We start from the raw sequence: 19294 nt of genomic DNA, 5'->3' as shown, positions 1-19294 counted from the left end.
AGGCATGCCGGACGGCCGTTCGCCGTGGCCGAGGCGGACCCGCGGCCGGGCGGCGGGCCCTGCCGCCCGCTTTCGCCCGGGGCCCGTGTGCCGGGCGGTGACCTCGTGGACGGCCGAGGCGCACAGGAGCGCCGCGACGGCGACCGCGGCGGCCTGTGGCGTGCCGAGGCCGGTCAGCCCGTCCCGCGCCGGGCCGGCGAACACCAGCCCGAGCGCGGCCAGCCAGCTCACCCACCAGCAGGCGAGGACGACCAGCCAGCGCGTCCGGTCCCTGCCGCCGTACGGCACGCTCCGCCCGATGCCGCCGCTAAGCACAGGGCCGCCGCTTCGTATAGGGCCGCCGCTCCGCACGATGCCGCCGCTCCGCCGCGTGCGCGCCGACGGGCCCTCGCGCCAGGCCAGGTCGGCGAGGAACGGCGGGACCACGAGGTTGACCCCGGGCACGAGGCACGCCGCCGCGAGCGCGACGGGCGGCGTGGCCGGGCGCACCAGCCGCAGCCAGGACAGGTAGGCGGCGGTGCACGTCACGGTGGCGCCGATCATCACCAGGACCAGCACGGCGAACGCCGTCGCCGCGCCGCTGACGGTCCGGGCGGCGGGAGAGGCGGGATCGCCGCCGAAGGCCGCGATCTGCGTGGCCAGCCGCCTGCCCCGGGTCTCCTCGAACACGGCGAGCGCGGCCACCGAGACGACCTGGGCGGCGAGGGCCGCGTACACGCCGGCGGCCGCCCGGCTCACCGCTGACGACGTGGACCGCATGTGTTCTCCCCCCGGCACCGGTGCTGTGACCTTCCTCACTCTTATCCCGTCCGCGATGCCGCTAATCAGGCCTCGGCCTGCCGGTGAATATGGGAGGTCTACGACATTTGCGGAATCTCGCACGCACGCCGGATGAACGGCTCAAGCGCGTCCCACGCCCTGCTCGCGCGATATCCGATCAGCGGGATGACGAGACTTTCGTCCGCCATTCCCCGGCAGACGAAGTGGCCGAATCCGCTGAAGTAGCCGACCACCTTGTCGACGGCGATCCTCGCCTCGTCCGGCAGCGCTGAGCGGATGTTTCGGCGGGCGTCGAAACGCCGCGGCTCTAGCCTGCCCGGCATATCCCCTCGCACCTCTGGAGGACGCGCATGACGGACGCCCCGCTGACCGACGACCGCGAGCCCGCGCGGGTCGTGGCCGAGATGATCGACCACGTGCTCCGCCTGGCGGCGACCTGGACCGCCTGGGACGGCCGTCCGGTGCCGTCGGGCGACCGGATCTACACCCCGCACAAGGCGATCCGCCGGGTGGCCGACCATCTCGTGGACCACCTGGCGGAGATCGAGGACCGGCTGGCCGGCCGCGTACCGCTGCCCGACCACTGGCACGCGTCAATGATCACCACTGCGGCCGACCTCGCCCCGTTCACCGAGCACGACCTCGACGAGGCCCGCAGCAGGCTCACCCGGCTCGCCCGGATATGGACGGCCCGCCTGGAGGCGCTGACCCCGGACCAGCTCGACCACTCGCCGGGGGAGGGCTGGACGCTCCGCCAGGTCGCCTTCCACCTCGGCGGGTCGTGTACTACGCCGACGCGGTGGGCGACCTGTCCGGCTGATATCCGTCGCCACGCGCAGTGGCGCTGTTCTCCTTTCGGCGCTCTCGGTGCGGACACCGGACAGCGGGTGTCCGGTGTCCGCTGTGTCCTCAGCCGAAGTTGATCCAGGCTCGGGTGGAGCCGGTCTGGGGGTCGACGTCGAGGTAGTCGGCCCGGCCGTCGCCGTTGAGGTCGGCGAACTGGATCCGGGCGCCGTCGACGCCGACACCGCTGGCGACCTGTCCGCCGGGGAACCAGTACCAGTCGCCGCCGCTGGGCTTGGGGCCGCCGTTCTGCCAGACCTGAACGGAGCTGTCGTACTTCACATAGTTGCTCAGGTGGGGGTCGGCGGGGTTGGTGCTCCCCAGGTGGGGGTCGATGGGGTTGTCGTTGCCGAGGTCGGGGTCGACGGGGTTGTGGTTGCCCAGATAGGGGTCGACGGAGTTGGCGCCGCCCATGAGGATGTAGTCGGCGGACCGGGTTCCGTAGAGCGGGGCGAAGCGGATACGGCTGCCGTGTGCGCCGACGCCGCCGGCGATGGTGCCCTGCGGGAGCCAGTACCAGTCGCCGCCGCTGGGCTTGGGGCCGCCGTTCAGCCAGGCCTGGACGGAGCTGTCGTCGTTGACCTTCAGGTAGTCGGCCCTGCCGTCGCCGTTGAGGTCGGCGAAGCGGATGTTGCCGCCGGGCGCGCCGACGCCGCCGGCGATGGTGCCCTGCGGGAGCCAGTACCAGTCGCCGCCGCTGGGCTTGGGGCCGCCGTTCAGCCAGGCCTGGACGGAGCTGTCGTCGTTGACCTGGAGGTAGTCGGCCTTGCGGTCGCCGTCGATGTCGGCGTAGACGACCCTGCTGGTGGCTCCGCCGAAGGTCCCGGACGCGATCGTGTTTTGGGGGAACCAGCCCCTGACGGGGCCGCCGGCCGGGATCCCGCCGTCGGACGCCGCTATCCATCCGGCCCGTCCCACGTCCACCAGACCGCGGTAGAACAATGCCGCCATCTTCAGGTAGCCGGAGTCGTTGGGGTGCAGGAGGTCGGCCAGATCGGTGAGCGTCACCGGGTTCATGTTGACCATGTAGACGTGCTTGCCGGCGACCCACCGCGCCCCTGTCTCCGACCGGATCGCCTTGTTGAACCGCAGGATCCGCTCCTGGGTCGGCCCCCAGTTGGACGGGACGATGGTCGAGACCAGGAGGGTCACCTTGGGATCGGCCCGGAAGATCTGGTCGATGAGGCTGCCGAGCCTGGCCGGCGCGCCGTCCGGGTTGTCGTTGTTGTTCATGTCGTTGGTGCCGATGTGCAGCAGCACCACGTTGGGCCGATAGGTGGCCATCGCCGAGTCCGTGATGCCGGCGATCTGGGAGATCGTCCAGCCGGAGTGTCCCTCGTGGGCGTCGGGCGCCGGGCCCGAGTGCTGTGAGCCGACGAACGTGACGGTGGCCCCGTCTTCTCTCAACATGTTGCTGAGAGTCGGCCGGTAACCGCCTCCGTTCGAACTGCCCGCGCCGTACGTGATCGAGTCGCCCAACGCCATGATCCGCAGATTCCGCTGAAGGTTCGAGGAAACCCCGGCCCATGCCGCCGTCTCTTCGGCGATGAGGTCTTCCAGCTCCTGGAACCGCCAGCCGAGCTGCTCCACCCTCTCGGCGACTACGCCTCCGAACCAGGAGTCGACCCAGGGCACCTGTGACCTGATCCAGGTGCCGGCCCTCTTGATGGCATCGGCGAGATTGGCCTTCGCCCACGGAGAGAGGTATCTCTCCCAGATGTAGCCCCCGGCCAGTCCGAGTATCCCGGCGATGATGATGTCCCTGGTCGCCTCAGGGGTGCCCAGGTCTCCCGCGAACGCGTGCGACACGAGCGCCGCCATGATGCCGGTGACGGTGGTTTGAAGGGGGGTGCAGATCAGCGGGATGGTCGCGGCGAGCACCCCGCTGGCTGTGAAGGACGCGATGCACAGCATCCTGAGCCCGTATCCGACGACCCAGGCGATCGCCGTGGTGGCGACCTGCTGCCAGAAGCTGGAGGTGGTTATCTCCGCGGCCGGGATGGTGAGGACCAGGCCGGCGCCGTTGGGAGTCACGTTCACCGTGCCGCCGAAATTCGGCCACACCGAGGTGTCGACGGTGGGGCTCACGGGGGTCGGGCTGTCCGCGACCGCCTCCTTGAGCGTGTCGCCCAGTCCGCCGTGCTCTCTGATTTCCGCCTGCATCTCCGGGACCATGTCCCGCAGGACGGAAGGGTTCACGCCGAGGTCGGAGGCGTTGAGGGTGATGGTGAGGTCCCGGGCCGCCGCTCGCGCCGCAGTTAGGGGAGCGAGGGACACCACCATCGCGGCGGCCACCACGATGGACAGCATGGAGATCAGGACACGATGGGGCGATAATGTCAATCCATGCGCTCGATACATATTCCACCCATAAGAGGAGTATCCGGCGAGAATGGGTAACTGCGGCTCTACTGGGACAATTGCCACCGGTGGAAAAGTATCGCTGTTCAACTGATGGTGATCATGCGCTGAATGGCCACGAGGTGAATTCTGCGAGTGTCGCCGGGGCGGCTCACACGACAAATGAGCATCCGTCCAGCCGGTTGGCGGTCTGGACGTCTCAGGACGTGAGGGCGCGGACGACCTCGGCGGCGGGGCCGGGCGGGAGGGCCGCGTGCACCAGTTCGACCCGGTGGACGATCCTCGGCGCGACCAGCGGCACCCGCACCCCGCACGGCGCGGCGGACGCGGGCAGCAGGGTCAGGCCGTGCCCGGCCGCGGCCAGGCGCGCCGCGACGGCCGGGTCGTGGCCCTCGTATCGGATGCCCGGCCGCAGCCCGTCGAGCCGTGCCGCCGCGCGCAGGCGGTCGAGCGGCATCACCTCCGGCGCGTCCACCCACAGGGCGTCGGCCAGGTCGTCCAGTCGCAGGCCGCCCCGGCCCGCCAGCGGATGCCCCTCCGGCAGCACGACCACCAGTTCCTCCTCGCGTACGCCGACGGTGGTGAGCGGCCCCGCGTCGGGGAGGTTCAGCGGGTCGGAGGGCGCGGCCGGGCCGTCGGCCAGCGCGAGGTCGGCCTCGCCCGAGGCCACCAGCGCCACGGCCGCCGCCGCGCCGGCGATGCGCAGCGTCGTCACCCCGGCCAGCGCCGCCGCCGTACCCGCCGTGAGGGCGAGCGGGCCGGCGGCGACGGTGAGGGTCCGCGGCTGCGCGGACAGTCGCGCCACGTCCGCCCGCGCGGCCCGCAGTCGCAGCAGCAGCGGCCCCGCGTGCTCCAGCAGGCGCTCGCCCGCCCGGGTCGGCCGTACGGGGCGGCGGGTGAGCAGCGGCACCCCGAGGTCGGCCTCCAGCGCGGCGATCTGCTGGGACACCGCGGGCTGGGTGTAGCCGAGCCGATCCGCGGCGGCCGAGAACGACCCCTCGGCGACCACGGTCACGAACGTGCGCAGCAGATGAGGGTCCACGACATCAGCATCGCTTATGCAGACCCCAGAAATCATCATTTGTCATTAAGTTCGCACGTCGTCAGCATGGAGGTCATGAGACCCCGCATCGCACTGGTGGGCGACCGGTCACCCGCCGTCCGCTCCCACACCCGCATCCCGCTCATCCTCGAGGCGCTGCGCGAGCGTGAGGGGCTGGACCTGGACGCCTACTGGATCAGGACCGACGAGGTCGCCGATCTCGGCGGGTTCGACGGCATCTGGATCCTGCCCGGCAGCCCCTACCGCAGCGAGCAGGGCGCGATCACGGCCGCCAGGACCGCCAGGGAGAACGCGCTCCCGCTGCTCGGCACCTGCGCCGGATTCCAGCACGCGCTGCTTGAGTACGCCCGCCACGTGTGCGGGCTGAGCGTGAGCCACGCGGAGAACGACCCGGACGCCCCGAACCCGCTGATCAGGCAGCTCGCCTGCTCCCTCGCCGGGCACGAGGCGGCGGTGCGGCTCGTCCCCGGCTCGCTCGCCGAGCGGATCGTCGGCGCCGACCGGACCGTGGAGCGCTACTTCTGCTCCTACGGCCCCGATCCCGCCTATCTGGAGACCCTGGAGGCCCACGGCCTGCGCTTCACCGGCCATGACGAGGAGGGGGAGACGCGGGTGGCCGAGCTGCCCGGCCACCCCTTCTATCTGGTCACGCTGTTCCAGCCCGAGCTGGCCGAGCGCCGGCCCCATCCGCTCGTGCGCGCGTTCGCCGCCGCTGCCGCCGACCGGGCCGCGCTCAGCCGAGGACCAGATCCCGTACGGCTCTGAGCGTGGGCTCGTCGCGGGGGCCCATGACGAGCAGCGTGGTCACCGGGCTGCGCCGCCACAGTTCCAGCCGCTCCCGGATGCGGCCGAGCGGCCCGAGGAGCGCGATGCCGTCGGCCAGCTCGTCGGGGATGGCGGCGAACGCCTCGTCGCGGCGGCCGGCCAGGTACAGCTCCTGGATGCGGCGGGCCTGCTCGGCGTAGCCCATGCGGCCGATGATGTCGGCGTGGAAGTTGCGGGTCTTGGCCCCCATGCCGCCGATGTAGAGCGTCAGCATCATCTTCACGCCGTCGAGCGCGGCCCGCAGGTCGTCGGTGACGACCACCATGACCATGGCGGCGACGTCGAATCCCGGTTTCGCCCGGGTCAACGCGTCGCCGTACATCGCCTCGATCTTCTCAGGGAAGGCGAACAGCGGCAGCCAGCCCTGTCCGATCTCGGCGGCGAGCGCGACGTTCTTCGGGCCCTCGGCCCCCAGGTAGACCGGAATGTCGGGCCGCAGCGGATGGGTGATCAGCTTGAGCGGCTTGCCGAGGCCGCCGGGCAGCGGCAGCGGATAGTGCGGGCCGGGGTTCGTCACCGGCTCATCCCGTCGCCACACCCTGCGCATGATCTCGACGTACTCCCGGGTGCGGGCGAGCGGCGCGGCGAACGGCCGGCCATACCAGCCCTCGACGACCTGCGGGCCCGAGGCGCCGACGCCGAGCAGCAGCCGCCCGCCGGTCAGATGGTCGAGCGTCATCGCGGTCATCGCGGTCGTCACCGGCGGCCGGGCGGACAACTGGGCGACGCTGGTGCCGAGCTTGATGTGGCTTGTCCTGGCGCCATACCAGGCCAGCGGGGTGAACGCGTCGCTGCCGTACGCCTCGGCGGTCCACACCGACTCGTATCCCAGCCGCTCGGCGGTCCGCACGACCTCGGTCGCGTCGTCGGCGTTCCGCTGCCAGTACCCGAGGTTCAGCCCGAGTCTCAGATCATCGGCCACACGCGTGATTAGAACACGTTCTACGAATCCGGGCCAGACTCCGGATAGGCACGTGCGAGGTGCTCGGCGACGGCGGCCGCCGCGGCCCCGGCGTCGCCGTCCTCGATCGCCCGGTGGATGCGCCGGTGGTCGTCCTGCAGGCCGCCCGTGTCGCCGAGCCGTACGACCGCGTCCACGGCGTAGCGGCGCAGGGCGTCGCGCAGCGCCCGCATGACCGCCACGATCAGCCGGTTGCCCGCCGCCTCCGCGAGAGCCAGGTGGAACGCGATGTCGTGCTCGACGAACTCGGCGGGGTCGTGGGCGGCGTCCATGGCCGCGATCGCCTCCGCCATCCGCGCCGTCGCCATCCGCGTGGAAGCCATCCGCGTGGAAGCCATCCGCGTGGAAGCCATCCGCGTGGAAGCCGTCCGCGTGGAAGCCGACAGCGCGCCAGCCGCCGCCCGGGCCGCGGCCCACTGCTCGATCATCAGCCGGGTGTCGATCACCTCGCGCATCGAGAGCGTCGCGAGGCCGAGGTGCAGCCGGAGCAGGTCGGTGAGCGCGTTTCCCGGGCGGGAGGTGAGCACCGCCCCGGCGTCCGGGCCCCGGCCGGCCTGCGACGCGACCACTCCGAGGGTCTCCAGCACGCGCAGCGCCTCCCTGACCGACGACCGGCCGACGCCGAGCTGCTCGGCGAGCTGCCGTTCGCCCGGCAGGCGGTCGCCCACGGTCAGGCCGTCGGCCGCGATCCGCTCCTCGATGCGGGCGAGCACCTCCTCGAAGGCGCGGGGGCGGGCGTCCGGACGCCGGCGTTCGTCGGTGGTCAACTACGGCTCCTCGCGATGCCGGTGTCGCCGGGGGCGAACCAGGATGTATGGTCTGACCATATTTGGTCTGACCATACACGCCGGGAGGGCATGTGCGGGTAGCCCTGTTCGTCACCTGCGTCAACGACACGCTCTTCCCGGACACCGGGCGGGCGGTCGTGCGCCTGCTGCGCCGTCTCGGCGTGGAGGCCGACTTCCCCCGCGCCCAGACCTGCTGCGGCCAGATGCACGCCAACACCGGCTACCGGGACGAGGCCGTACGGCTGGCCCGGCGCACCGTGGCGGCGCTGCGCGGCTACGACGCGGTCGTCGTCCCCTCGGGCTCGTGCGCCGCCATGATCCGCGAGCAGTACCCGAAGCTGGCCCACTCGTCCGGGCCCTTCGCCGACGCGGTGGCGCAGGTCGTGCCCAGGACGTACGAGCTGACCGAGTTCCTGGTCGACGTGCTGGGGATGACCGACGTGGGGGCCTACTTCCCGCACCGGGTCACCTACCACCCGACCTGCCACTCGCTGCGCGGCATCCACCTGGGCGACCGCCCGCTGACGCTGTTACGCCAGGTCAAGGGGCTCGAACTGGTGCCGCTGCCGGGCGCGGAGGAGTGCTGCGGCTTCGGCGGCACCTTCGCGCTGAAGAACGCCGACGTGTCCGCGGCGATGTGCGCCGACAAGGTGCGGGCCGTCCTCGACACCGGCGCAGAGGTGCTGTGCGCGGCCGACAACTCGTGCCTGATGCACATCGGCGGCATGCTCGGCCGGCAGAAGTCGGGCGTACGGGTCATGCACCTGGCCGAGATCCTCTGCGCGACCGAGACGGCGGGAGTCCGATGAGCGTCACCTTCCTCGGCATGCCGGCGACCCGGCCCTTCCCTCGCAACGCCGCCAGAGCCCTGCGGGACTCGCAGCTGCGGTTCAACCTGCGCAAGGCGACCAGAACGATCAGGGCCAGGCGGGCGAGCGTCGTCGCGGAGGCGCCCGACTGGGCCGAGCTGCGCGAGGCCGGCCGGGCGATCAAGGAGCACACGCTCCGCAACCTCGACAGATACCTGGTCCAGCTGGAGGAGGCCGTCACGGCGGCCGGAGGCCATGTCCACTGGGCCGCCGACGCGGCCGAGGCCAACCGGATCGTCACCGATCTGGTGAAGGCCACGGGCGAGACCGAGGTCGTCAAGGTCAAGTCGATGGCCACCCAGGAGATCGGCCTCAACGAGGCGCTGCTCCAGCACGGCATCACCGCCTACGAGACCGACCTCGCCGAGCTCATCGTCCAACTGGGCGACGACCGGCCCTCGCACATCCTCGTCCCGGCGATCCACCGCAACCGCGCGGAGATCAGGGAGACCTTCGCCGAGCACATGTCCGGCTGGGGCCGGCCCGCCCCCGAGGACCTGACCGACGACCCCGCGGCGCTGGCCGAGGCGGCCCGGCTCCACCTGCGCGAGCGCTTCCTGAAGACCAAGGTGGCGATCTCCGGGGCCAACTTCGCGATCGCCGAGACCGGCACCATGGTCGTGCTGGAGTCCGAGGGCAACGGCCGCATGTGCCTCACGCTGCCGACCACGCTGATCAGCGTGGTCGGCATAGAGAAGGTGCTGCCGACATGGCGCGACCTGGAGGTCTTCCTGCAGCTGCTGCCCCGCAGCTCCACCGGGGAGCGGATGAACCCCTACACCTCGACGTGGACCGGCGCCGCCGAGGGCCAGGAGTTCCACCTCGTGCTGCTCGACAACGGCCGCACCGGCGTGCTCGCCGACGAGGTGGGGCGGCAGGCGCTGCGCTGCATCCGCTGCTCGGCCTGCCTCAACGTCTGCCCGGTGTACGAACGGGCGGGCGGCCACGCGTACGGGTCGGTCTATCCCGGGCCGATCGGGGCGATCCTGACGCCGCAGCTTCGCGGCATGGGCTCCGAACTCGACCGCTCGCTGCCGTACGCCTCCTCGCTGTGCGGCGCCTGCTACGAGGTCTGCCCGGTGGCCATCGACATCCCGTCCGTACTGGTGGACCTGCGGGCCCGGGCGCGCCACCCCTGGCCGGAGCGCGCGGGGATGGCGGCGGCCGGGTGGGTGTTCGAGCGGTCGGGACGGCTGGCGCGCCTGCAGCGGGCCGGGGGACGGCTGCGCCGGCTCGTGCCCCGCAGGCTGCCCGGGCCGCTCGCCGGATGGACCGACACCAGGGACCTCCCCGAGGTGCCCCGCGAGTCGTTCCGCGAATGGTGGGACCGCACGGACGGAGGCCGCCGATGAGCTCCCGCGACCTGATCCTCGCCCGGGTCCGCCGCGCCTTGGCGGGCGTGCCCGACGTCGAGATCACCCGCGCCTACCGCGGGCCCTCGCGGACGCCGGGCGAGATCCGCCTGTTCGAGGAGCGGGTCCGCGACTACCGCGCCGTGGTCCACGTCGTGGACGAGGCGGGCGTGGCCGAGCGCGTCGCGCTGTCTCTCTCCGGGCGCGGGGCGCGGCGGGTCGTCGTGCCCGCCGGGTTCCCCGCGCCGTGGCTCGCCGCCGCGGACGTGGAGGCGGTCGCCGACGACCCGCCGCTGAGCGCCGCCGACCTCGACGCCGTGGACGGCGTGCTCACCACCTGCGCGGCCGCGATCGCCGAGACCGGCACGATCGTCCTCGACACCGGGCCGGGCCAGGGCCGGCGGGCGCTCACGCTGGTGCCCGACTATCACCTGTGCGTGGTGCGGGCCGCCCAGGTCGTCGCGGGGGTGCCGGACGCCGTCGCCCTGCTCGCCCCCGCGCGGCCCCTGACCTGGATCAGCGGTCCCTCGGCGACCAGCGACATCGAGTTGAACCGGGTCGAGGGCGTCCACGGCCCCCGCACGCTCGAAGTGCTGATCGTGACCTGAGCTTCCGGATCAGAAACGCAGCAGCGCGCCGATGCCGTCGGGTGAGTCGAGGCGCGGGACGAACCACAGCTCGGCGTCGGTCGCGGCCACCGCCCGCGCGAGGGCGGCGTCCGCGCGTTCCCGCATCGGCTCCTCGACCCCCCAGGCGGCCAGCTCCGCCGGGTCGGTGGACAACTGCGTGGGCTCGGGCCCGATCCACATCATGGCCGTGGAGGACGGGTCGTCGTGCATCAGCACCGTGCCCACCCGCCGATCGCGGAGCGCGCGTGCCGTCTCCGTCAGGCCCGCCACGGCGTTGCCGGACGCGTACGTGTTCAGCAGCTCCTCGTAGCGTCGCTCGGTCCAGGCCCGGCAGGCCCCTTCGACCTCCTGCCGGAAGTGGTCCAGGTCGGCGCCCGGGGCGCGGCTGCCGTGCTCGGCCACCGTCAGCCGCCGTACGACGTCCTTGGCGAGATAGTCGGTGACGAGCGCGCGGGCCTTGGGGTCGCCGGCCAGCACCACGACCTCCGCGCCGATGCCGTGCGCCTCCTTCTCGACCACCTCGGCGAGGGCCACGGCGTTGCGGCGCCATCCCTCCTCGACCTCTCGGTCGAAGTTGGCCTGCGACCAGCCGCCCTGGCCGGTCTTCTGGAGCGACCGGTCCGGGTCCGCCACCTCCACCGTCAGCTCACGCCGCCGCCCGTCGGCCACGACGGCGACGTCGCCTCCGGCCCGGTCGGCCAGCACCTCGAGGTGCGGGACGTGCTCGCCGCGCTGCGCGAGCAGCGGCACCACGTGGGGGAGCGGCGACCACCGCGCGGTCTGGCGGCGCGGCCGGTGGGCGAGCGGCTCGGTGAGCACGACCTCGCCCTCCCTGGCGAAGGCGGCGCGGCCGGGCGCGGCCCACACGGGATCGAGCATCAGCTCGCTTATCGGGTCGAGGGCCGAGGCCGGCGCCCCTTCCTCGGCGAGCCGCTCCCTGAGCTGGGCCCACCGCCGCTGGATCACGTTGGCCGCGCCCTCGGACGACCGGTCGGTGTCCACGTATACCGAGGCGTACGGGCCGCCCCGCTCGTACAGCCCGCGAATGAAGTCCAGTCTCACGGGGCCTCCTTACCAGCGCTGCCGTTCCACTCCGAGCCCGAGCGCCTCCGCCACCTCCCCGATGTTGTGGAACCTCATCTCGGGCAGCCGCCGTACGGCGTCGATCACGGCGTCGGGGGCGTTCTTGCGTTCCGCGTGGGCGAGCAGTTTGGCCGGGTCGGCGGGGAAACCGGCGTCGCTGAGCCAGGTGGCGAGGTGGCTGCGCCGCTCCACGTCGGCGGGGGTGATGCCGAGCGGCGTTCCGGGTTCGCGGCCGGGCGGCTGCCGGCGCGTCGGCGACATGTCCTCCTCGGGCTCCTGCGTCGGCTCGGGCTCACGCCACTCCTCGGCCCGGCTGCTCCCGGCGCCCTGCACGAGGCCTTGCGTCTCGTGCTTCTGCTGCTCGTCGAGCCGGCGGCCGTGCTTGGCGCTGCCGCGTTGGATACTCATGACCTCACCTCCCGATTAGGGTCACTGACGTGCCTCGTACCCGGACCGCCTGCCCCAAACATCGAGAGCGGTGAGGCCGTGTCCCACATAATCTGCGGCGGGCGAAAAATCCGCTTATGTGATGGAGTGACGCATTGTTCGACGAGCGGTTGACGATCAACACCGAACGGCTGATCCTGCGGCCGTTCGGCCCCGGGGACGCGGGCCAGGTGCGGGCCATCATCGAGGACGGCGCGCATCCCACCGCGCTGCCGCCGGGCGCGCCCGGGCACGCGTCCGGCATCGCGCAGTGGCTGTCGTACGGCGTGCACGAGCTGTGGCGCTCGGGCCAGGGCATCCACCTCGCGATGCACGCGCGGGACGGCGTGGTCGGGTCGATCAGCGTCTTCAAGGCCCAGTGGGGCGCGGGCACCGCGGAGGTGGGATACGGCGTGCATCCCGCCTACCGCCGCCGGGGATACGCCACCGAGGCCGTCCGCGGGCTCGTCGGCCGCCTGCTCGGGGAGGGCCCGCTGAGGCGCGTCGAACTGCGGGCCAACGCCGACAACCTCGCCTCGATCAGGGTCGCGGAGAAGGCCGGCTTCACCCGCGAGGGACTGCTCCGCGGCGCGGGATTCGAAGACGACGGCCCGCACGACCTGGTGGTCTTCGGCCGCCTGCGCGGCGACGAGCGGTCGGTCCCGCGCCGCAGGATCGAGAGCGAGCGGCTGGTCCTGCGGCCGTTCGCCCGGCAGGACGCCTTCGACGTCGTCGACGCGGTCAAGGGCGATTCCGAGATCGCCCGCTGGATGCCGTGGGCCGAGGGGTACACGCTGGAGCGCGCGCTGGAGTGGTGCACCCGGCTCGCGCACGCGAACGGCCCCGGCTATGGTGGCAACTTCGCGATACAGCCGAAGGACGGGGAACGGCTCGCCGGAGCCATCGGCGTGCAGCGCGAGGACCACGAGCGTGGAGACGCCGAACTGGGGTACTGGATCGCGCCGTGGGCCCGCCGCAGGGGGTACGCGGTGGAGGCCACGCGGCTGGCCACGGCCTACCTGTTCGACCTCGGCTTCCACCGGGTCCACCTGCTGGTCGCGACGGGCAACCGCGCGAGTCAGGCGGTCGCGAGGAAGGCCGGGTTCATCGAGGAGGGCATCATGCGGCAGGCGCTGCCGGTCCCGGGGGGCTGGGCCGACGCCGTCCTGTTCGGCATGCTCAACGGGGAAATTTCATGGCATTAGGTAAAGAATCCCCCTAGTCGCTGTGCCCATCGGTCAAGCGACCACCATGATTGAGGGCCGGAAGGCTATCCTCGCCAGCCGTGACCTCCCGCCGGCCGGTGAGCGCGCGTCCCTGAAGCGGGAGACCCCGCCCCGGCATGCACACGGGCGGCGCCGGCCCGGACGGGAGCGGGGGATTGTGAACGACACGCAGGTCAACTGCAGGGGAGATCAGCTAGATGAAACCGCCGCTGCTGCTCATCGGCCACGGCACCCACGATGAGACCGGCGCCGCCGAGTTCGGCAGGTTCGTTCACCGCCTTCGCTGCCGCCTCGACGGGCTTCCCGCCGAGGTGAGCGGCGGCTTCATCACGAACGCCCGCCCCCCGCTCGGCGACTCCATCGCCTCTCTCGTGGCCCGGGGGCACCACCATCTGATCGCGGTGCCGCTCAGCCTGACCGGCGACCGGCGCGCGCTCGGGGACATCCCCGGCACCATGGCCCTGGAGCAGGAGCGGCACCCCACGCTCGAATACGACCTCGGCCGCCCCCTCGGGCCCGACCCGCGCGTGCTCAAGCTGCTCGCGGAGCGGCTCGCCGACGCCCGCGCGGAGATGCCGCGGTTCGTGACCGACGAGCCGCCCGCCGAGATCGCGCCCGGCGAGACCGCGGTCGTCCTGGTCGGGCACGGCTCCACCGACCCCGCCGTCAACGCCGAGGTCCACCGGGTCTCCCGGCTGTTCTGGGAGACCCACGCCGCCGACCTGCTGACGGTGGAGACCGCCTACGTGTCGCACACCCGCCCCGGCGTGCCGGGCGGCCTGGAGCGCTGCCGCAGGCTCGGCGCCAAGCGCGTGATCGTCCTGCCGTACGTCCTGTTCGCCGGCGGAGTCCTCGAACGCATCTGGGCGCAGGCGCTGGCGTACGGCGCCAACCACGAGGGCCTCGACATCCGCTGCGCCGAGGTGATCGGCGACTGCGAGGGCCTCGCCGACGTGGTGATCGACAGGTACGAGGAGGCGCTCGCCGGGGGCGGTCAGTCCTCGGCGCCGGCCGCGCGCCGCCCGTCCGCGGTGCTGCCGGTGACCCGGCCGTTCCCCGCCGGGCGCATGCCGCACGTCGAGACCGGCGCAGGCCTCGTGACCGCCATCGCCCCGCGCCTGAACACGAGCAGGGACGCTGGCGCCGAGCCGCCGAGCCCCGGGCCGTTGGACTCTGAGCCGCTGGGCCCCGAGCCGCTGGGCGCCGAGCCACTGGACTCTGCGCCCCTGGAGCTGGAACCGCTCGACCTGGACGCCTTCGACGCGGAGACGCTCGATGCCGAGACGCTCGATGCCGAGACGCCGGAACCGCAGACGGACGGCGAGATCGAGGCCGATAGCATGATCGGCGTGGCCGGCCGCGGCGAGGCGGGGGAGGAGCCCCGCGGCGATGCGCCGGACGGGCCGCTCGCCCAGCCCGGAGTCGCCAGCGCGGTGTAGACACCGCGCAGGCGGCGTAGACACCGCTCAGAAGGAGAGAGCATGACGTCCCTCGGCGAGACGATCGGTGCCATCCGCCCGGTCGAGCCCGGCCCCATGGCGGAGGCCAGGGCCCACCAGGACAGGCTCACCAAGCCGAGCGGCTCGCTCGGGGTGCTCGAGGACGTCGCGGTGCGGCTCGCCGGCATCGCCGGGACCTGCCCGCCGCCGCTCCCGGTCCCGGCCGCCCTGGCGATCTTCGCCGCCGACCACGGCGTGCACGCGCAGGGGGTGAGCCCCTGGCCGCAGGAGGTCACCGCGCAGATGGTGGCCAACTTCACGGCGGGAGGAGCGGTCGCCAACGCCTTCGCCGCCGAGGTGGGCGCGTCGGTGACCGTGGTGGACGTGGGCGTCGCGGCCGACCTGCCGCCCGCGCCCGGATTGCTCGACCGCAAGGTCGCGTACGGCACGGCCGACCTGTCGCAGGGACCCGCGATGACGCGGGAGCAGGCCACGGCCGCCCTGACGGTAGGGATCGAGGTCGCTCGCGATCTGGTGGACGCGGGCGGGCGCTGCCTGGTCAGCGGCGACATGGGCATCGCGAACACCACCGCGTCGGCCGCCCTGATCTGCGCCTTCACCGGCAGGCCCGCCGTCGGGGTCACCGGGCGGGGGACCGGCGTCGACGACGCCACCTACGCGCACAAGATCGAGATCGTACGGCGGGGCCTGCGGGCCAACGGGATCACCGAGGCGGGAGCCGTACCGGAGGGACCAGACGAGGCGCTGCGCGTGCTCGCGGCGGTCGGCGGCCTGGAGCACGCGGCGATCGCCGGTTTCGTGCTCGGCGCCGCCGCGGCCCGGGTGCCCGTCATCCTCGACGGGGTGATCGCCGGAGCAGCGGCCCTGGTGGCCGGCGCGCTCGCGCCCGACGCGATCGGCTACTGCCTGGCCGGGCACCGCTCGGCCGAGCCCGGCCACGCGGCGGCGCTGGCCCGCCTGGGCCTCGACCCGCTCGTCGACCTGCGGCTGCGCCTCGGGGAGGGAACCGGCGGGCTGCTCGCCCACCCTCTGGTCAGCGCGGCGGCGCGGGTCATGCACGAGGTCGCCACCTTCGACTCCGCGGGTGTGGCGGACAAGGGCGAGTGAGCCCGGTGCGGGCCCGCGGGCGCCCGCCCGTGGACTCACAAGTCTCATCCTGTGAATGTCGCCCGAGCCCAGCGGGTAGGTTTGCCTCCTAACAATGCACGCTTGACGCAATAGGGAGACAGGGGTCATGGCGCCCTACCTGCTCGGCCTCCGCCTCGACGGGCGGCGTGTGCTCGTGGTCGGCGGCGGACGCGTCGCTCAGCGACGGGTCCCCGCACTGCTCGACGCCGGAGCCTCCGTCACCCTGGTCTCGCCCAGTGTCACCCCGGCGCTGGACGACCTCATCGCCACGGGCCGGGTGACCTGGGAGCGGCGGCCCTACCAGGTCGGCGACTGCGACGGCGCCTGGCTGGTGCACGCCTGCACCGACCACCGCGACGTCAACACCGCGATCGCCGCCGAGGCCGAGGCCAAGCGCATCTGGTGCGTGCGGGCCGACGACAAGGACGCCTCGGCGGCCTGGACCCCCGCCAGCGGGCGGGTGGACGAGGTCGGCGTGGCGGTCACCGCCGGTGGCGACCCCCGCCGCGCGGCCGGCATCCGCGACGCGATCGTGGGCGCGCTGCGCGACGGCACCGTGGACGCCCGGCGGCACCGCACCAAGCCGGTCGGCGTCGCGCTGGTGGGCGGCGGTCCCGGCGACCCCGGCCTGATCACGGTGCGGGGACGCCAGCTCCTGGCCCAGGCCGACGTGGTCGTGGCCGACCGCCTCGCCCCCCGGGCGCTCCTGGACGAGCTGTCGCCCGACGTCGAGCTGATCGACGCCGCGAAGGTGCCGTACGGCCGGTCGCTGCCCCAGGAGAAGATCAACGAACTGCTCATCGAGCACGCCCGCAAGGGCAGGTTCGTCGTACGGCTGAAGGGCGGCGACCCGTTCGTCTTCGGCCGCGGCGGCGAGGAGATGATCGCCTGTGCCCGGGCGGGCATCCCGGTGACCGTGGTGCCCGGGATCACCAGCGCGGTCGCGGTCCCCGGGGCCGCCGGGGTCCCGGTCACCCACCGCGGGGTGAGCCAGGAGTTCCACGTCATCTCCGTGCACGTCGCGCCCGGCGACCCCAGGTCCACCGTCGACTGGCCCGGATTGGCGAGATCGGCCGGAACCCTGATACTTCTCATGGCGGTCGAACGGATCAAGGAGATCGCCGAAACGCTGGTGCGAGACGGACGTTCACCGGAAACTCCCGTGATGGTGGTACAGGACGGTACTCTTCCGACCCAGCGAGCCGTTGCCGCCACGTTGTCGACCGTGGCGGAACGGGTGACCGCGGCCGGAGTGCGGCCTCCGGCGATCGTGATCGTCGGCGAGGTCGTCAAGGTCGGCCAGGAGATCGAAATGGTGCGAGCGGAGCGGATCCCGTGAGATCGGCAGCCAGGAACACGCCCGACCACGGGACCGGTGCGGGTTCCGGCGACGCCGTGACCGAGGAGCCGGACATCGAGGAGCACCCGGAGTCGCCGGGTGAGCAGACCATCGCGTTCCGCCCGATCCGCGACGACGAGCCCGGGCCGGAGCCCGCTTCGGATCCCTCGGGCTCGCGTGGGCGGCCGTCTGCCCCGTCCGACGGGTCCGCCGGGGACGCGGCCGAGGGCGACTCCGTACGGCCCGGCGGGGATTCCGAGGGCGAGCCGGCGGACGGCGACGGCGAACAGGACGCCGAAGACGCGGCAGACGCCGAGAACGCCGAGAACCTTGAGGTCTCGGAGGACCTCGAGGACGACTCGGAGGGCGCCGAAGACGCGGAGCACGCAGAGGACGACGGGAACGCCGATGAGGCCGGGAACGCGGAGGGCGCCGACGACGACGGGGTCCGTTCGTTCCCGATGCCGGAGCCGGTCTCGGCGGCGCTGACCGAGGCGCTCAACCAGCTCCGTACGGCGGTGAAGGGCCTGCACTTCGGCCTCGACGTGCCGGGTTCCGAAGAGGCGCGCAAGGCGCAGGCGGCGGTCCTGGCGCAGCTCGACGACTATGTCATCCCTCGCGTCCACATGAGCACCGCGCCCGCGCTGATCGCCGTCGCCGGTTCTACGGGGGCGGGCAAGTCCACCATCGTCAACTCCCTCGCCGGGGGGAAGGTCTCGGCCACGGGGGTGCGCCGCCCGACCACGGCGACGCCCGTGATCGTGTGCCACCCGGACGACCACGAGTGGTACGCGCGGGGCGATCTCCTCGGCGGCCTGGAAAGGCTCGAAGAACCCACGCGGGACGCCGCGCCCGGCAGTGTGGTGCTGACGTCGAGCCCGTCCCTGCCCCGGGGGCTCGCGCTGCTCGACACGCCCGACATCGACTCGGTCGTGGAGGAGCACCACGAGATCGCGCACCGCATGCTGGACGCCGCCGACCTGTGGGTGTTCGTCACCACGGCGTCCCGGTACGCCGACGCGCCGTCCTGGGGCCTGCTGCGCCGGGCCAAGGAGCGCGGGGCGCGCCTGGTTATCGTGCTGTCCCGCGTGCCGCCGAAGTCCCGCGAGGTCGTCGTCAAGCACTTCGGCCGGATGCTGAACGAGTACGGCCTGGGCGAGGTCGAGCGCTTCGTCATCAACGAGACATCCGTACAGGACGGACGGCTGCCCGAGATCGAGATCGCGGATCTTCGCATGTGGCTGTCCGCGCTGTCGGTCGACGACGAGCGGCGGGAGGCGGCGGTCACGGCCACGCTCAACGGCGTGCTGAACAGCTTCCGCACCCGGCTGCCCGCGCTGGCCCGGCACCTCGAGACCCAGGTCGCCCTGCGCGCCGATCTGCGTTCCGACGTCGACGCGGCCTACATGGGCGCCCTGGCGCGGATCGACGAGGCGACCAGGGACGGCTCGCTGCTGCGCGGGGAGGTGCTCGCGCGGTGGCAGGACTTCGCCGGCTCCGGCGACCTCATGCGCACGCTCCAGTTGCGCCGCGGCGCCAAGGGCCACCAGCAGGGCCCCGAGCGGGTGCGCGGGCTGAAGACCGCCCTGCGGGCGGGCCTCGAAGCGCTGGTCAACTCGGCCGTCCAGCAGGCCGCCGAGGAGGCCGTGGCGCGCTGGCGGCAGCGGGCGGGCGCGGGCGACCGCCTGGCCGCGACACCCGGGCTCGGCCGCCCCTCGGAGGAGATCGCCCGCAGGACCACCAGGACCATCACCGCCTGGCAGGACCACGTCACCGAACTGATCCGCACCGAGGGCGTGACCAAGCGGTCGGTGGCCAAGCTGATCTCCTTCGACGTGGAGTCGCTCTCGCTGATCTTCATGATCGGCCTGCTCGGCTACGGGGCCACGGACGCGCCGGCGGGCGCGGGCGCCGCCGCGCTGCCCCAGCGGCTGCTGCGCGGCCTGCTCGGCGCCGAGTCGCTGCGCAACATCAGCGCCAAGGCCCGCAGCGACCTGCGCGCTCGCGTCGGCCTGCTCTTCGACGAGGAGACTCTCCGGTACGTCGACGCGCTCGACAGCGCCGGCATCCCGGACGAGGCCGCGGCGACGCGGCTCTACCAGGCAACGTACAACCTCGAGGTCGCACGATGACGGAGCCGATCCGGCAGATCACGCCCGGG

General features: G+C 72.7%; 17 protein-coding genes. 10 read left to right on the top strand and 7 right to left on the bottom strand.

The window, feature by feature from the left end; translation table 11 throughout:
• Window positions 1-857 precede the first annotated feature (857 nt).
• The gene (locus IL992_RS38270) at window positions 858-1103 is read right to left on the bottom strand and encodes a hypothetical protein (RefSeq protein ID WP_193208191.1); all 246 of its coding nucleotides are present in this window, start codon (window positions 1101-1103) and stop codon (window positions 858-860) included.
• Window positions 1104-1130: 27 nt separating this feature from the next.
• Between IL992_RS38270 and IL992_RS38265 the strand changes: the two genes are divergently transcribed.
• A complete protein-coding gene (locus IL992_RS38265; RefSeq protein ID WP_226874557.1) occupies window positions 1131-1703 on the top strand; it encodes a hypothetical protein in 573 nt (190 codons plus the stop codon).
• Here IL992_RS38265 and IL992_RS38260 read toward each other — a convergent pair.
• Window positions 1690-3933, bottom strand: a complete 2244-nt coding sequence (locus tag IL992_RS38260; RefSeq protein ID WP_193208190.1) for a GDSL-type esterase/lipase family protein — start codon at window positions 3931-3933, stop codon at window positions 1690-1692. The two genes, IL992_RS38265 and IL992_RS38260, sit on opposite strands and share 14 nt — an antisense overlap.
• Window positions 3934-4183: 250 nt before the next feature.
• Window positions 4184-5026 (bottom strand): LysR family transcriptional regulator, encoded by an 843-nt coding sequence (locus IL992_RS38255; protein ID WP_193208189.1) that lies wholly within the window; start codon window positions 5024-5026, stop codon window positions 4184-4186.
• A gap of 75 nt (window positions 5027-5101) precedes the next feature.
• Between IL992_RS38255 and IL992_RS38250 the strand changes: the two genes are divergently transcribed.
• A complete protein-coding gene (locus IL992_RS38250; RefSeq protein ID WP_226874556.1) occupies window positions 5102-5812 on the top strand; it encodes a CTP synthase C-terminal region-related (seleno)protein in 711 nt (236 codons plus the stop codon).
• Here the strand turns inward: IL992_RS38250 and IL992_RS38245 are convergent.
• Both IL992_RS38245 and IL992_RS38240 read right to left on the bottom strand, forming a co-directional pair.
• Entirely contained in the window at window positions 5781-6794 is a 1014-nt protein-coding gene (locus tag IL992_RS38245; protein ID WP_193208187.1) for an LLM class F420-dependent oxidoreductase, read from the bottom strand. The two genes, IL992_RS38250 and IL992_RS38245, sit on opposite strands and share 32 nt — an antisense overlap.
• Window positions 6795-6814: 20 nt before the next feature.
• Complete coding sequence (locus IL992_RS38240) at window positions 6815-7600, bottom strand: FadR/GntR family transcriptional regulator (protein ID WP_193208186.1); 786 nt, start codon at window positions 7598-7600, stop codon at window positions 6815-6817.
• A 92-nt stretch (window positions 7601-7692) separates the two neighbouring features.
• Here IL992_RS38240 and IL992_RS38235 point away from each other — a divergent pair, with 92 nt between their 5' ends.
• From IL992_RS38235 to IL992_RS38225, 3 genes are read left to right on the top strand one after another with little or no spacing between them, the layout of a single operon-like run.
• A complete protein-coding gene (locus tag IL992_RS38235; protein WP_193208185.1) occupies window positions 7693-8430 on the top strand; it encodes a (Fe-S)-binding protein in 738 nt (245 codons plus the stop codon).
• Complete coding sequence (locus IL992_RS38230; protein ID WP_193208184.1) at window positions 8427-9842, top strand: lactate utilization protein B; 1416 nt, start codon at window positions 8427-8429, stop codon at window positions 9840-9842. The genes IL992_RS38235 and IL992_RS38230 overlap by 4 nt, the downstream gene beginning before the upstream one ends.
• Window positions 9839-10450, top strand: a complete 612-nt coding sequence (locus IL992_RS38225; protein ID WP_193208183.1) for a LutC/YkgG family protein — start codon at window positions 9839-9841, stop codon at window positions 10448-10450. Before IL992_RS38230 ends, IL992_RS38225 begins: the two co-directional genes overlap by 4 nt.
• A 9-nt stretch (window positions 10451-10459) precedes the next feature.
• On the opposite strand, the gene IL992_RS38220 is transcribed toward IL992_RS38225, so the two are convergent.
• Complete coding sequence (locus IL992_RS38220; RefSeq protein ID WP_193208182.1) at window positions 10460-11533, bottom strand: baeRF2 domain-containing protein; 1074 nt, start codon at window positions 11531-11533, stop codon at window positions 10460-10462.
• Window positions 11534-11542: 9 nt separating this feature from the next.
• The gene (locus tag IL992_RS38215) at window positions 11543-11962 is read right to left on the bottom strand and encodes a DUF2795 domain-containing protein (protein WP_193208181.1); all 420 of its coding nucleotides are present in this window, start codon (window positions 11960-11962) and stop codon (window positions 11543-11545) included.
• 134 nt (window positions 11963-12096) lie between these two features.
• Here IL992_RS38215 and IL992_RS38210 point away from each other — a divergent pair, with 134 nt between their 5' ends.
• The 5 genes from IL992_RS38210 (at window position 12097) to IL992_RS38190 (ending at window position 19265) form a co-directional block, all read left to right on the top strand.
• A complete protein-coding gene (locus IL992_RS38210; RefSeq protein WP_193208180.1) occupies window positions 12097-13185 on the top strand; it encodes a GNAT family N-acetyltransferase in 1089 nt (362 codons plus the stop codon).
• Window positions 13186-13403: 218 nt separating this feature from the next.
• Complete coding sequence (locus IL992_RS47065) at window positions 13404-14645, top strand: sirohydrochlorin chelatase (RefSeq protein WP_226874555.1); 1242 nt, start codon at window positions 13404-13406, stop codon at window positions 14643-14645.
• Between the two features lie 42 nt (window positions 14646-14687).
• Window positions 14688-15773 (top strand): nicotinate-nucleotide--dimethylbenzimidazole phosphoribosyltransferase, encoded by a 1086-nt coding sequence (cobT, locus tag IL992_RS38200; RefSeq protein ID WP_193208179.1) that lies wholly within the window; start codon window positions 14688-14690, stop codon window positions 15771-15773.
• A 127-nt stretch (window positions 15774-15900) separates the two neighbouring features.
• A complete protein-coding gene (gene cobA / locus IL992_RS38195) occupies window positions 15901-17133 on the top strand; it encodes a uroporphyrinogen-III C-methyltransferase (RefSeq protein ID WP_193208178.1) in 1233 nt (410 codons plus the stop codon).
• Window positions 17130-19265 carry a dynamin family protein gene (locus IL992_RS38190; protein ID WP_319019088.1) on the top strand — a complete coding sequence of 712 codons (2136 nt, stop codon included), beginning with the start codon at window positions 17130-17132 and terminating at the stop codon, window positions 19263-19265. Before cobA ends, IL992_RS38190 begins: the two co-directional genes overlap by 4 nt.
• The last annotated feature ends 29 nt before the right edge of the window (window positions 19266-19294 follow it).

Origin of the sequence: Microbispora sitophila, from assembly GCF_014892245.1 — a bacterium.
Lineage (GTDB): Bacteria > Actinomycetota > Actinomycetes > Streptosporangiales > Streptosporangiaceae > Microbispora > Microbispora siamensis.
Note: the sequence above shows the minus strand (reverse complement) of the source record. Positions and strands in the feature narration are given on the sequence as shown.